This is a genomic window from Mesorhizobium sp. LEGMi-168a, from assembly GCF_058312955.1.
Window position 1 is genome coordinate 60,708 of record NZ_JBZEGV010000004.1, and the last position, 12,686, is coordinate 73,393.

Below are 12,686 nucleotides of genomic sequence, written 5' to 3' on the forward strand. Positions count from 1 at the left end.
CGCCCGCCACCCCGGCAAGGCCGCGTCCATGATCCTGGCGAAAGGTGGAGGGGCGCCCTTTGAAGGGCGCCCCGCGATAGAAGCCTACTTCTGGATGCAGGTATCGACCGTATCCTTGGTGCATTCGTCGAGACCGGTGAAGACCGGATCGTCGACCTTCTTGCCGCCGATGAGGTCGAGCATCACCGACGGCGCCTTGTAGCCCATTTCGAACGGCCGCTGGCCGACGAGCGCGGTCACCAGTCCGTCCTTGGCGATCGCCACTTCGTCGCCGATCGTATCGGCGGCGCCGATGACGAATTCATTCTTGGCGATCTTGTCGGCCATCGGCTTGAACAGGTCGCGATAGGGCTGCGGCGCGCCGAACAGCGGCCAGCCGCCTTCGATCGCGAAGGCGTCCAGCTTCGGATTGGCGGCAAGGATATCGGTCATCGCCTGAACGCCCTTGGCGCCGTCGTCATTGGTGAACACCGGACAACCGGCGACTTCGGTCCAGCCGCCCTCGCCGGCGAGCGCCGCAAGGCCTTCCTTGCCCGACAGCGCGTCGCGTGTGCCTTGAGCGCGGCGCAGGATGTTGTCGGCGGCGGGATTGCCTTCGATCAGGCAGACGGTGCCGCCATTCGGCTTCGCCTTCTTGATGTATTCACCGATCTTCTTGCCCATCAGATAGTTGTCGGTGCCGAGATAGGTCTTGCGAAGCGCTGCGTCTTCCTTGGCCAGGTCGGCGTCGACCGTCATGATCGGGATCGATGGATTGGCGCTCTTGATCGTCTGCGCGATCAGCGGCGCGTTGGACGGCGAGATCGCCATCGCCACCGTGTCGGGCTTGCTCAGCATGTCCTGGACGATCTGGGCTTCGCCGGCCTCGTCGGAGGTCGACGCCGGGCCGGTATAGAAGCATTCATATTCCGAACTGGCGTTTTCCTTGTTCCACTTCTCGCAGCCCTGATGGATGGCTTCGAAGAACGGGTTGTCGAGACCCTTGACGACAATGACGAGTTGTTTCTTCGCCAAAGCCGGCCCGGCGCTCAACGCCATGGCGGCGACGGCGGCGAGCAAAAGTGATTTCCTCATATCAGTCCTCCCTTGAAAACAGACGGACACGACGTGCCCGCCATACCAACCGACCTGGACGCAAGGGACACGGGAATTGCCTCGAACGTTCGTGTCTTAAGCCGGGCCGATAAGCATTTGTCGATCCGTTCCAGGCCGAATGAGCGCTGGCATCGCCGGATCATAACCGATTTGCCCATCGCTCCCGCCGAGCAGCGATTTGCGAGGGCAAGTTCTTCCTCCGACGCTAGCTAATAACGGCTCGCCGCCGACGTCAATTCCTATTTGTCCTACAAAACTGATTTTTTGTCGCGTTTCGAAATAAATCATCCGACAATTGATTGACGCCCATGCGGGCTTTTGCCTAAATGGTCCGATCGCACCGGCTCGGGAGGAGTTGGGGTGCGAGGCTCATGCGGCGTGCCGTCATCCGTGTCGGAGGGCAGTCGCAGGGCGGAAAAGGGGAGGCTTAAGGCTGGTGTCGGTTCTCGAACTCGCCAACATTTCGAAGCATTTCGGCGCCATCCAGGCGGTGAACGACGTTTCGTTCACGCTGCAGGCCGGCGAGGTCGTCGGCCTTATGGGCGACAACGGCGCTGGCAAGTCGACGCTGGTCAAGATGATCGCCGGCAACTTCCGCCCAAGCCATGGCACGATGCACATGGACGACAAGGAGTTGATCCTGCACAAGCCGGCGGAAGCCCGCCAGCACGGCATCGAGATCGTCCACCAGGACCTGGCCCTCTGCAACAATCTGACCGCCGCCGCCAATGTCTATCTCGGCCGGGAACTCCGCCGCGGCGTCGGCCCGTTCCGCATCCTCGACTATGCCGCGATGTACAAGCGCGCCGGCCAGCTCTTTGCCGAGTTGAAATCCGAGACGCGGCCGCGCGACCTCGTCAAGCAGATGTCGGGCGGCCAGCGCCAGGCCGTGGCCATCGCCCGCACCATGCTGTCGCAGGCCAAGATCGTGCTGATGGACGAGCCGACAGCGGCGATCTCGGTCAGGCAGGTCGCCGAAGTGCTAAACCTGATCCGCCATCTGCGTGATCAGGGCATCGCCGTCGTGCTGATCAGCCACCGCATGCCCGACGTCTTCGACGTCGCCGACCGCGTCATCGTCATGCGGCGCGGCAGGAAGGTCGCAGACAAGAAAATCGCCTCGAGCTCGCCGGAAGAGGTCACCGGGCTGATCACCGGCGCCATCGAGCAGGTAGCGTAACAGCGCCGAAACCAGTGACGCCCGTGCGTCTCACCGCCGGCAGGAAGGTCGACAATGGCAGTTACCCTTGATCAGACGATCGCGCAGAAGCAGCACACTTTTCTGTCGCGCGTGCTGTCCAGCCAGACTTTCTGGGTGGTGATCGCGGTCATTCTGGCCTGCCTGTTCCTGTCCTTTGCAACCGACGCCTTCGCGACGCAGAAGAACCTCTACAACATCACCCGCAACATCACCTTCGTCGCCATCGTGGCGCTCGGCATGACCTTCGTCATCATCACCGGCGGCATCGACCTTTCGGTCGGCTCGGTGCTCTGCCTGTGCTCGATGGTGCTGGCCGTCACCATGCATGCCGGCTATTCGATCGAGGTGGGCATCCTGGCCACGATCGTCACCGCGCTTGCCATCGGCGCCTTCAACGGTGTCCTCATCGCCTATCTCGACTTCCCGCCTTTCGTGGTGACGCTCGGCATGCTGTCGGTCGCCCGCAGCCTCGCCATGGTCGCCTCCAACAACACCGTCGTCTTCCAGTTCGGACCGGACCACGACAAGCTGCTCGCACTGGGCGGCGGTGCCTGGCTGTTCGGCATCGCCAATCCGGTGCTTTATATGATCCTTCTGGCGCTGATCACCGGCTTCATCCTGCGCTGGACCAAGTTCGGCCGGCACATCTTCGCCATCGGCGGCAACGAGCATGCGGCGACGCTGACCGGTGTTCCGGTGCGCCAGATCAAGGTCGCCGTCTACATGATCTCGGCGCTGTCGGCGGGCCTTGCCGGGATCATTGAGACCGGATGGCTGGGCGCGGTCACCACCAATATCGGCACCGGCATGGAGCTGCAGGTGATCGCCGCCACCGTCATCGGCGGCGCCAATCTCGCCGGTGGCGTCGGCACCGCCTTCGGCGCCATCGTCGGCGCCGCCCTAATCGAGGTGATCCGCAACAGTCTCGGCCTGCTCGGCATCAATGCCTTCTGGCAAGGCACCTTCATCGGCGGCGCCATCCTGCTGGCCGTGCTGTTCGACCGGATCCGCAACTTCCGGCGCAGCGACTGACGTTCCTATCGTTCAGTCTGAAAATCCGCACGCACGAGCGATGCGAAGCGACCATTATTCCGCCATGCCTTGACGCAGGCCGGACCCCGGTCGCAAAATCCCCTGGCAGGCGAAGGGAGGCCAGTCGCCTGCGGGAGGAACTATACCCATGACGGACGCGATCAGGCTCTATTGGGGCCGGTTCGGACATGTCTCTGTCCTGAATGTCGGCAACGACTTCGTCACCCATGCCCATGGCGAGGCGCATCTCATCATCTGGCTGGAAGGCACCGCCGGGGAAATGACCATCGGCCGCGAGACGGTGCGGCTCGGACCGACCACCGCCGCCGGCATCAACTCGTTCCAGCCGCACAGCCACGCGCTTTCCCGCAACGGCAGGCCCGGCCTTTTCCTCGCCTTCTACATCGATCCCGACTGGGCGCGCCGGCGCCGCGACTTGCCACCATCCGCGCCGCTGTTCGCGCAGGCGGCAATCATCCTGGAGCCGTGGCTGCATCAGGCGGCGGCGAACCTGCTCGACCACCTGACCGACAATGAGAGCATCGACGACGTCGCCAATTACGAGATCGAGCGCTTCATCGACAGCGTGCTCGATGCGGCCGACGCCTCGGCGCCCCAGGCAGCGCGCGCTCGCATCAACACGATGCTCGATTTCCGCGTCCGCAAGGCGATCCAGCTGATGAAGGCCAATGTCTGCGAGCGCATCTGCTTCGACGACGTGGCCCGCTCCGTCGGCCTCTCCCGGCCGCATTTCTTCGCGCTGTTCAAGGAGCAGACCAACCTGACGCCGAATGTCTACTGGAACACGCTGCGCATGGAGGAAGCCGTGCGCCAGTTGCAGTGGTCGCAAGAACCGCTGATCTCGGTCGCCTGCAATCTCGGCTTCACCACCCAGGGCAATTTCTCGCGCTTCTTCCGCGACCATGTCGGCGTGCCGCCGACTCTTTACCGCGAGGCGGCGCGGGCGATGTCCTGAGCCGGCGCAGGCTTATCTTGCAAGGCTATTTTCAGACTGCCTGAGCGGCCCAAGGCCGCTCTTTTTTCAGACTGATTGATACGCGCTCAAGACGCATTGATAAGCGCCGTAGCGGCGGCCGCCCTAGCCTCTTGTCGTCTTTGCAAGGGAACGAGCTTTATGGCGAAAGTCACCATCTCCAGCGTCATCGACGCGCCGGTCGAACAGGTCTGGGCGCGGATCCGCGACTTCAACGGCCTGCCAAGCTGGCATCCGCGCATGGTGGAAAGCCATATCGAGGACGGCAAGGACGCTTCCACGGTCGGCTGCGTGCGGAACTTCAAGCTAGTCAGCGGCGCGCGGCTGCGCGAGAAACTGCTCGACTTCTCCGACGAGAATTTCCTGGTCAGCTATTCGATCCTCGAGACGCCGCAGCCGATCACCAACCACAAGGCGACGCTGCAATTGCGGCGCGTGACCGACGGCAACCGCACCTATGCCGAATGGAGCGCGAGCTTCGACGCCGCGCCCGAGGAAGCCGACAAGCTGGCCGAAGGCATGGGCGCCAATGTCTTCCAGGGCGGCTTCAATGCCCTGAAGAGCCATTTCGCCGGCAACAGCTAGATCGGGGGGCGCCATGTCGCTTGCGCTGCAGACCTTCTCGACGGTGAAAGACGCCAATGCGGCCCTGCAGGCGTCCGGCACCCGCTATCTGGGCGGCGGTACGCTGGTCGTCCGCGCCGCCAATGAGGGCGACATCTCTGTCTCCAGCCTGGTGCGCGTCACCGAACCAAGCCTCTCGCAAATCACGGTTTCCGGCGGCAGGGTCCGGCTCGGCGCTTCGGTCACCATGGCCGCGATCGCCCGCCATCCCGAGCTTGCCGCGCTCGGGCCGGCCGCGCGCGCCGTCGGCGGGCCGGCGATCCGCAACATGGCGACCGTCGGCGGCAATCTGTTCGCACCCGCCCCTTACGGCGACTTCGCCGTGGCGCTGCTGGCGCTGGATGCCGCGGTTGCCACCGAGGCCGGCGAAATGCCGATCGAGACCTTCCTGGCCGGCCGCGACACCAGCCGCGCCATCGTCGCCGCTGTCGGCTTTTCGCTGCCAAAGACGGAAAGCTTCCGCTTCCTCAAAGTGTCGCGGGTCAAGCCGAAGGGCGTCTCGGTGTTGAGCATCGCGGCGCTCCTGCAGCGCACGACCGACGGTAGGGTAACCTCCGCACGCATCGCGCTCGGCTGCATGGCCGACCGGCCGATGCGCGCCAAGGCGGCGGAGAAGGCGCTGCTTGGTTGCAAGCTGACCGCCGAGGAGATCGCGCCGGCATTGGCGGCGGCGGGCCAAGGCACCTCGCCGATCACCGATCCCATCGCCAGCGCCTGGTATCGCACGCAAGTCCTGCCGGTCCATCTCGGCCGGCTGCTGCAAAACTAACATCCGTTGGGGGCGCGTCTGGCCAGGGATTCGGGCAGGCGCGCCGGGAGGAAAAAATGACAAAGGTCCCGGTTCAGTTCACGCTCAACGGCTCGGAAAAGGCCGAATTCGTCGAAAGCGGCACGACGCTGCTCAACGCGCTGCGCGACAAGATCGGCGACACCTCGCCGAAAGGCGGCTGCCACCAGGGCACCTGCGGCGCCTGCTCCGTCATCATCGATGGCGAACTGAGGCTTTCCTGTCTCACACTGGCCGAGACTTGCAACGGCGCCGACATCAAAACCACCGCTGGCCTTGCCGAAGGCGGCGTTCTGCATCCGCTGCAGCGCTCCTTCCTCGACGCCTTCGCCACGCAGTGCGGCTTCTGCACGCCGGGCATGATCATGGCGGCAAAAGTACTGCTCGACCGAACGCCGAACCCGAGCCGCGAGGATGTGGTCGAGGCGCTGTCCGGCAACATCTGCCGCTGCACCGGCTACGAGCCGATCATCCAGGCGGTGCTGATCGCCGCGCGCGCCAACGCGCAGAACGCCTGAGGACCAGCCATGGAACTGCGCAAGGATTGTTTCGCCGATGTCCGCAAGGACGGCCTCCACGAGATCGGCCAGCCGCGGCCTCGGCTCGATTCTCCCGGACACGTCACCGGCAAGACCGCCTATTTCGCCGACCGCAATTTTCCCGGCATGCTGCATCTGAAGATGGTGCGCAGCCCGCACCACCATGCCCGCATCCGCTCGATCGACACCTCCGAAGCGGAGAAGCATCCAGGCGTGGTGAAAATCCTCACCGCCAAGGACGTGCCGCACAATGTCTACACCATCCTGATCCTGATCCAGATCGGACCCGAGGACGAAACCGTGCTTGCCGACGGCAAGGTGCGCTGGAAGGGCGAGGCCGTAGTGGCGGTGCTGGCCGAGACCGAGCGCGCGGCGCAGGAAGCGGCCGCCAAGGTCAAGGTCGACTACGAGGTGCTGCCAGCGGTCTTCGACATGGAGGAGGCGCTGAAGCCCGGCGCGCCGATCGTCAACGAATATCACGGCCAGAACTACTACCTCTATGACAGCGGCGAATGCCGCAAGGTGCGCTTCGGCGATATCGAGGCAGGCTTCGCCCAGGCCGACCACATCCTCGAACAGTCCTACCATTCCTCGCCGATCGAGCATGCGCCGACCGAGACGACCGGTTGCGTGGTGGCGCCCGAGGGCAATGACCGTTTCACCTGCTACACCAACACGCAGGCGATGTTCTTCACGCTCGACAACACCTCGATCATCCTGCAGATGCCGGGCAGCAAGCTGCACTTCGTCGGCGGCACGGTCGGCGGCGGCTTCGGCGGCAAGGTCGACGTCATCGTCGAGCCGATCGCCATCCTCGCCGCAAAACTTACCGGACGCCCGGTCTCTTTCGTCTACAGCCGCGAGGAAGAGATGCAGATCTCCTCGCCGCGGGCGGCGGAAAAAGTCGTCATCAAGGACGGCGTCATGAAGGACGGCCGCATCGTCGCCCGCAAGGTGACCGGCTACACCGATGCCGGCGCCTATTCGCGCCATTCGCCCTATGGCGCGCAGAAGGGCGCGGCGCACTATCCCGGACCCTACACGATCCCGAACGTCTGGATCGACACCTATTGCGTCTACACCAACCGCACCCCTTCGTCGGCCATGCGCGGCTTCGGCGTCACCATCGGCGACTTCGCGCTGGAAGTGCAGATGGACAAGCTGGCGCGGCTGATCGGCATGGACCCGCTCGAGTTCCGCTTCATCAACGCCTATCGCGACGGCGACATGAAGGCGCATCGCCAGCCGACCGAAGGTGCGGCGCTGATCGAGTGCATGCAGGAAGCCTCACGCGCCGCCAACTGGCCGGTGGCTGAAAAATACATGGCAATGTCCTCCTACAGGAAGGGAGCCTGAGATGGCGATCCGGCGTGGACGCGGCGTCGCCGCGATCAACTATCCGACCGGCATGAACCTCGGCGGCGACCCGACACAGGCGCTGGTCCATTCGACGCCGACCGGCAATTTCATGGTCACGCTTTCGAGTGTCGATCTGGGTCAAGGCATGAAGCAGATCATGGCGCAGATCTGCGCCGAGACGATCGGCGTGCCGACCGACCGCGTCATCATCGACACCGCGGACACCGACACCGGCCCGCACTGCATGGGCACCTTTGCCTCGCGCGGCACGCACCGCGCCGGCAACGCCGTCATCCAGGCGGCCAAGGAAGCGCGCCAAGTGATGCTGGAAGTGGCGGCGGAAGAGCTGGAGGTGAACGCCTCGGATCTCGAAACCGACGGTGAGGGCAACATATTGGTCAAGGGCGCACCGCAGAGATCGATCTCGATCTTCGATGTCGCGCTGTCGGCCCACTTCAAGCGTGGCCGCTCGATCTCCGGGCGCGGCATGTTCCTGATTCCGCGCTCCTATCCCGAGAAAGAAACCGGCGCGATGAAGCCATCGACCTGCTACGCCCATGCCTGCACGGTGGCCGAGGTCGAGGTCGACGACGAGACCGGCGAGGTGGCGGTGCTCACGGTGAAGAACGTCTTCGAGATCGGTCGCGCGCTCAACCCGAAGATGGTCGAGCAGCAGCTGGTCGGCGGCTCCTGGATGGGCATCAGCCACGCGCTCTACGAGACGACCGAGCCCTACTATCCGAGCCGCGAGCATGGCGGCACCGACTTCAACCAATATCTGATGCCGGGGCCTGGCGACCTCGCCGAGACCGAGATCATCGTGCTGGAGCGCCCTTCCGCCGACGGGCCGTTCGGCGCCAAGGGCCCGGGCGAGATGTGCGCCAACCCGCAGATCCCAGCCGTCGCCAACGCTGTCTTCGACGCCGTCGGCGTGCGCATCGACACGCTTCCGATCACGCCGGAGCGCATCCTGCGCGCGCTGAAGGCGCAGGCTGCGGGTTGAACGCAAGATGACCGGCGCCGACGCAGAGCAGGTCGCGGCTTCGCCGGAAGCCGTGGCCACGCGCCTCGCCGCTTCGCGCTACCTGGCCGACGACAGCCTAGCGACCGCGATCTTCCTGGCGATTCGCCTGGGCAAGCCGCTGCTGCTGGAGGGCGCGCCGGGCGTCGGCAAGACCGAGGCCGCGAAGGCGGTTGCCGAATTGTTAGGCCGCGAGCTGGTGCGCCTGCAATGCTATGAGGGCATCGATGCGGCGCATGCGCTCTACGAATGGAACTACCAGCGCCAGTTGCTGGCGATCCGCCATGCCGGCGAGCATGAGATCGACATCTATGACGACCGTTTTCTGATCGCACGGCCGCTGCTGCAGGTGCTGCGCGCACCGGAGCAACGCGTGCTGCTGGTCGACGAGATCGACCGCTCGGACCATGAATTCGAAGCGCTGCTCTTGGAATTCCTGTCCGATTTCCAGATCAGCATTCCCGAACGCGGCACGATCCGCGCCGAAACGCAGCCGATCGTCATCCTGACCTCCAACCGCACCCGCGAGCTCGCCGAAGCGCTGCGCCGGCGCTGCGTCTATCACTGGATCGGCTATCCAGACGCCGCGCGCGAGGCCGAGATCATCATGCTGCGCTCAGGCAGCGTCGCCGAGGCGACCGCGCGGGCGGTGGCGAATGCCGTGCAGGAGATCCGAGCCCGTCCGCTGGCCAAGCCGCCGGGCATCGCTGAAGCCGTCGAATGGGCCAATGCCGCGACCATTCTCGAAAAAGGCGGCAGCCCGTGGCCGGAAGCCTTCCGCCGCGCTATCGGCGTGCTGATCAAGGACGAGGAGGATCTATCGGCGATTGCGCCGGAGTTGGGGAGGATTGTCGAGGAGGCATTGGGGTGATGCGCGACTTCAACGATCCACGCTCACAGTTTACTCGGCAACCGTCGAGGTCGGCAGGACAGAGGGGGGCGCGAAGGAACGCTACAGTCGGGATATTTCTACCATGGCGCCCGACCGTAGCCTGCCCCGTGCCGCCGAACCCTTCCTAGGCTTCGCGCGCCTGCTGCGCCGCCACGCCTTCGCCATCGCGCCCGAACAGGTGACCGGCTTCATGCAGGCGGTGACGCTGCTTGGGCCGCGCTCGATGAACGATATCCGCGAGGCGGCGCTTGCGACGCTGGCGCCCTCGCCCGATCGCCGCGGCGAATTCGAAGCGCACTTCCGCAGTTATTTCTACGGCGATGCCAAGCCTTCGGTCGCATGCGATGAGGAGGACGAAACCCGCATCAAGAATGATCGCGGCACGCGCGAAGAAGAAAATCAGATCACTCGCCCGGAGAAAGGCGGCGAGCTGTCCTCGACGTTCGAGCAATTGAGCAGCCGCGATTTCCAGCGCGATCCCGATGGCCTCAGGTCATTCAGTCGCCGGCTCGCCTCCGCCCTGCCCGCTCGCCGCTCCTTCCGCACCAAGCGCACACGCTCGCGCGGCATGCTCGATCTCAGGCGCTCGCTGAGCGAAATCGTCAGCGCCGACGGCGACATCCCCTCGCCGCTGCTGCGCCGCCGGCAGACCGTGCCGCGCAAGCTCTTGCTGCTCATCGATGTATCCGGCTCGATGAAACTGCACACGGCCGACTATCTGAAGCTGGCGCATGCGGCGGTGCAAGGCGCGGACCGCGCGGAAGTCTTCACCTTCGGCACGCGGCTTACGCGCATCACCTCGGCGCTGCGCATCCGCAACCGCGATCAGGCGCTGGCGCGCGCGGCAGTCCTGGTCGACGACTGGGATGGCGGCACCCGTATGGGGCCGACATTGCTTGCCTTCCTTTCGGTGCCGCGCTTTTCCGCCTTCGCGCGCGGCGCGGCGGTGGTGATCCTGTCGGACGCGCTGGAGCGCGGCGACCATTCCGATCTCGAAACCGCGATGCGCCGCCTCAGCGCCCGCGCCTTCCGGTTGTCGCTGGCGACCCCGCTCGCCGGCGATCCACGCTTCCGGCCGGCCACCGCGGCGCTCCTCGCCATCCTGCCGGTGCTCGACGATCTGGTCGACGGCTCGTCGGTGAGAAGTCTGACCGATTTCATCCTGTCGCTTGGCCGTCCCGCTCCGGCGGCCGAGACCATCTGGAAAAGGGTATCGTGATGCAGAAGGCGATCGACGCGCATTTCCATATCTGGCGCCAAAAGGATCAGCCCTGGCTTGTCGGGCCCATGGTGCCGCGCATCTTCGGCCCTTACGAGCCGATCCGCCGCGACTACCCGATCGAGGAATTCCTGGCCGACCAGAAAGGCTCCGGCGTCGAGAAGGCCGTCTATGTCCAGACCAACTGGGCCAAGGAGGACTTTGAGAAGGAGGTCGCCTTCCTGCAGAAAACGGCCGAGGAAACCGGCTGGCCGCATGCGATTGTCGGTTATGCCGACATGACGGTCGACGACGTCCGGTCGCAGATCGATCGGCTGATGAAATACAAGCTTCTGCGCGGCGTGCGTATGCAGCTCCACTGGCACGAGACGCCAGCCTTCCGCTTCGCCGCCTCGGCCGACCAGGTGATCGATCCCAAAGTGCGCGCCAACGTGGCGCGGCTGAAGGACTATGGCCTCTCCTTCGACCTGCAGCTCTTCCCGGCGCAAATGAAGGACGGACTGGCGCTGGTCGGCGAAAACCCTCAGACGAATTTCATCCTCACCCATGCCGGCATGCTGACCGGCATGGAGCCGGAAACGACCGAGGCCTGGAAAGCCGGCCTGCGCACGCTCTCGGCGGCGCCAAATTTCTATACCAAGCTGTCGGGGCTCGGCACTTTCGCGCATCGCAACGACCAGGAGCTCATCGACTACATCGTCGACAACGCGATAGACATCCTCGGCAGCGACCGGCTGATGTTCGGCTCCAACTTCCCGATCGAGAAGCTGTGGACCAGCCACGCCGAGCTGATCAAGGCGCACCGCGCGGCGGTGGCCAGGCATGGCCCAAAGGCCGAGGCGGATATCTTCTGGAACACGGCGGAGAAGGTTTACCGGCCGGTGTAGCGCGACTTCCCCTTCTCCCCTTGTGGGGTGAGCAGCCGGTTCGCGAAGCGAATTCATCGTGCCGGTGGCACGATGAAAGGCCGGCGAACGCCGGGACGCTGCGAAGCAGCGGGGACCCGGCCGGGGGTGGATCGGCGCGCAGCGCCGGACGGATGAGGGGTGCTGGAAGAATGAGGCGTGAAAAGATCCAGCGAATTTAAGCGCTTAGTTCTCCAAGGCCGCGATCCTTCCAACACCCCTCATCCGTCCGAGCTGCGCTCGGCCACCTTCTCCCGCAAGGGGAGAAGGGGGAAGCCGCCGCTCTCACTTCACCTCGAACTGTGGATCGAGCGGGATCTGCATCGCCGTGACCAGATGGTTGGTCTGGCCGGCCAGCCCGATGATCGAAACCAGCTCGCCGTGCTGCGCATCGGTCATGCCTTTGGCGCGCGCCGCGGCTGTGTGCGAATGAATGCAGTAGGAACAGCCATTGGCCGTCGATACAGCGATATAGATCATCTCCTTGGTCAGCGGATCGATGGCGCTGTCGGCGACCATCACGGCCTTGAGTTGCTCCCAGACCCGCTTCAGTGCCGCCGGATCGTTGGCGAGCCCGCGCCAGAAATTGTTGACGAAATCGGATTTGCGCGTCGCGCGGATGTCGTCGAAGATGACCTTGACCGCCGGGATATTCTCCACCTCGGCATCGGTCAGGAGTCTTGTGGTGGCCATGGCGTGGTCCTTTCGTTTGAATCGATGAGCAAGGGCGTTGAATCAAGTGTTGCGCATAGACGGCTAACCTGTTTGTCCGATTCAGTTTTAGCTCGAAACAACACACTGCCGCGGAGGTTGGCCGAAGCACTTCAGGGTCGTCATTCTAGGGCGGAGCAAGGAGCGAAGCGACGCGCGCAGACCCTAGAATCCATTCCGTGACCTCGCGCGAAGGGTGCGGCGGAGCAGAATTCTGGACCGCAGCGGCGCCTAAAAGTCACGGCATGGATCCTCGGGTCTGCGCGACGTCGCTTCGCTCCTTGCTCCGCCCGTGCATGACGAAGGG

13 protein-coding genes are annotated in these 12,686 nt (G+C 64.4%); 11 read left to right on the forward strand and 2 right to left on the reverse strand.

Annotated features, from left to right (window positions below; all coding sequences use genetic code 11):
* Nucleotides 1-84: 84 nt before the first annotated feature.
* On the reverse strand, nucleotides 85-1,074 hold the full coding sequence (locus AC4FWB_RS07555) for a sugar-binding protein (protein WP_491025315.1): 990 nt from the start codon (nucleotides 1,072-1,074) through the stop codon (nucleotides 85-87).
* A 457-nt stretch (nucleotides 1,075-1,531) separates the two neighbouring features.
* Here AC4FWB_RS07555 and AC4FWB_RS07560 point away from each other — a divergent pair, with 457 nt between their 5' ends.
* From AC4FWB_RS07560 to AC4FWB_RS07610, 11 genes are all read left to right on the forward strand, one after another.
* The gene (locus AC4FWB_RS07560; RefSeq protein WP_491025316.1) at nucleotides 1,532-2,275 is read left to right on the forward strand and encodes an ATP-binding cassette domain-containing protein; all 744 of its coding nucleotides are present in this window, start codon (nucleotides 1,532-1,534) and stop codon (nucleotides 2,273-2,275) included.
* A gap of 54 nt (nucleotides 2,276-2,329) precedes the next feature.
* Nucleotides 2,330-3,328: an ABC transporter permease gene (locus tag AC4FWB_RS07565; RefSeq protein ID WP_059187162.1), complete on the forward strand. Its 999-nt coding sequence runs from the start codon at nucleotides 2,330-2,332 to the stop codon at nucleotides 3,326-3,328.
* A gap of 148 nt (nucleotides 3,329-3,476) precedes the next feature.
* A complete protein-coding gene (locus tag AC4FWB_RS07570; RefSeq protein ID WP_491025317.1) occupies nucleotides 3,477-4,304 on the forward strand; it encodes a helix-turn-helix domain-containing protein in 828 nt (275 codons plus the stop codon).
* Between the two features lie 159 nt (nucleotides 4,305-4,463).
* Complete coding sequence (locus tag AC4FWB_RS07575) at nucleotides 4,464-4,907, forward strand: SRPBCC family protein (RefSeq protein ID WP_491025318.1); 444 nt, start codon at nucleotides 4,464-4,466, stop codon at nucleotides 4,905-4,907.
* A gap of 13 nt (nucleotides 4,908-4,920) precedes the next feature.
* Nucleotides 4,921-5,715, forward strand: a complete 795-nt coding sequence (locus AC4FWB_RS07580; protein ID WP_491025320.1) for an FAD binding domain-containing protein — start codon at nucleotides 4,921-4,923, stop codon at nucleotides 5,713-5,715.
* Between the two features lie 56 nt (nucleotides 5,716-5,771).
* Complete coding sequence (locus AC4FWB_RS07585) at nucleotides 5,772-6,251, forward strand: (2Fe-2S)-binding protein (RefSeq protein WP_491025321.1); 480 nt, start codon at nucleotides 5,772-5,774, stop codon at nucleotides 6,249-6,251.
* Between the two features lie 9 nt (nucleotides 6,252-6,260).
* On the forward strand, nucleotides 6,261-7,628 hold the full coding sequence (locus AC4FWB_RS07590) for a xanthine dehydrogenase family protein molybdopterin-binding subunit (RefSeq protein ID WP_491025322.1): 1,368 nt from the start codon (nucleotides 6,261-6,263) through the stop codon (nucleotides 7,626-7,628).
* A gap of 1 nt (nucleotide 7,629) precedes the next feature.
* Entirely contained in the window at nucleotides 7,630-8,634 is a 1,005-nt protein-coding gene (locus AC4FWB_RS07595; RefSeq protein WP_491025323.1) for a xanthine dehydrogenase family protein molybdopterin-binding subunit, read from the forward strand.
* A 7-nt stretch (nucleotides 8,635-8,641) separates the two neighbouring features.
* The gene (locus AC4FWB_RS07600) at nucleotides 8,642-9,523 is read left to right on the forward strand and encodes an AAA family ATPase (protein WP_491025324.1); all 882 of its coding nucleotides are present in this window, start codon (nucleotides 8,642-8,644) and stop codon (nucleotides 9,521-9,523) included.
* A 103-nt stretch (nucleotides 9,524-9,626) separates the two neighbouring features.
* The gene (locus AC4FWB_RS07605) at nucleotides 9,627-10,763 is read left to right on the forward strand and encodes a vWA domain-containing protein (protein WP_491025325.1); all 1,137 of its coding nucleotides are present in this window, start codon (nucleotides 9,627-9,629) and stop codon (nucleotides 10,761-10,763) included.
* Nucleotides 10,763-11,650: an amidohydrolase family protein gene (locus AC4FWB_RS07610; RefSeq protein ID WP_491025326.1), complete on the forward strand. Its 888-nt coding sequence runs from the start codon at nucleotides 10,763-10,765 to the stop codon at nucleotides 11,648-11,650. The genes AC4FWB_RS07605 and AC4FWB_RS07610 overlap by 1 nt, the downstream gene beginning before the upstream one ends.
* 303 nt (nucleotides 11,651-11,953) lie before the next feature.
* On the opposite strand, the gene AC4FWB_RS07615 is transcribed toward AC4FWB_RS07610, so the two are convergent.
* The gene (locus AC4FWB_RS07615) at nucleotides 11,954-12,361 is read right to left on the reverse strand and encodes a carboxymuconolactone decarboxylase family protein (protein WP_491025327.1); all 408 of its coding nucleotides are present in this window, start codon (nucleotides 12,359-12,361) and stop codon (nucleotides 11,954-11,956) included.
* Between the last annotated feature and the right edge of the window lie 325 nt (nucleotides 12,362-12,686).

What these genes read in the sequence shown, in the direction of transcription:
- AC4FWB_RS07555 (WP_491025315.1), bottom strand. Translation starts at nt 1,074, where the DNA reads ATGAGGAAATCACTTTTGCTCGCCGCCGTCGCCGCCATGGCGTTGAGC.
- AC4FWB_RS07565 (WP_059187162.1), top strand. Translation starts at nt 2,330, where the DNA reads ATGGCAGTTACCCTTGATCAGACGATCGCGCAGAAGCAGCACACTTTT.
- AC4FWB_RS07570 (WP_491025317.1), top strand. Translation starts at nt 3,477, where the DNA reads ATGACGGACGCGATCAGGCTCTATTGGGGCCGGTTCGGACATGTCTCT.
- AC4FWB_RS07575 (WP_491025318.1), top strand. Translation starts at nt 4,464, where the DNA reads ATGGCGAAAGTCACCATCTCCAGCGTCATCGACGCGCCGGTCGAACAG.
- AC4FWB_RS07580 (WP_491025320.1), top strand. Translation starts at nt 4,921, where the DNA reads ATGTCGCTTGCGCTGCAGACCTTCTCGACGGTGAAAGACGCCAATGCG.
- AC4FWB_RS07585 (WP_491025321.1), top strand. Translation starts at nt 5,772, where the DNA reads ATGACAAAGGTCCCGGTTCAGTTCACGCTCAACGGCTCGGAAAAGGCC.
- AC4FWB_RS07590 (WP_491025322.1), top strand. Translation starts at nt 6,261, where the DNA reads ATGGAACTGCGCAAGGATTGTTTCGCCGATGTCCGCAAGGACGGCCTC.
- AC4FWB_RS07595 (WP_491025323.1), top strand. Translation starts at nt 7,630, where the DNA reads ATGGCGATCCGGCGTGGACGCGGCGTCGCCGCGATCAACTATCCGACC.
- AC4FWB_RS07600 (WP_491025324.1), top strand. Translation starts at nt 8,642, where the DNA reads ATGACCGGCGCCGACGCAGAGCAGGTCGCGGCTTCGCCGGAAGCCGTG.
- AC4FWB_RS07605 (WP_491025325.1), top strand. Translation starts at nt 9,627, where the DNA reads ATGGCGCCCGACCGTAGCCTGCCCCGTGCCGCCGAACCCTTCCTAGGC.
- AC4FWB_RS07610 (WP_491025326.1), top strand. Translation starts at nt 10,763, where the DNA reads ATGCAGAAGGCGATCGACGCGCATTTCCATATCTGGCGCCAAAAGGAT.
- AC4FWB_RS07615 (WP_491025327.1), bottom strand. Translation starts at nt 12,361, where the DNA reads ATGGCCACCACAAGACTCCTGACCGATGCCGAGGTGGAGAATATCCCG.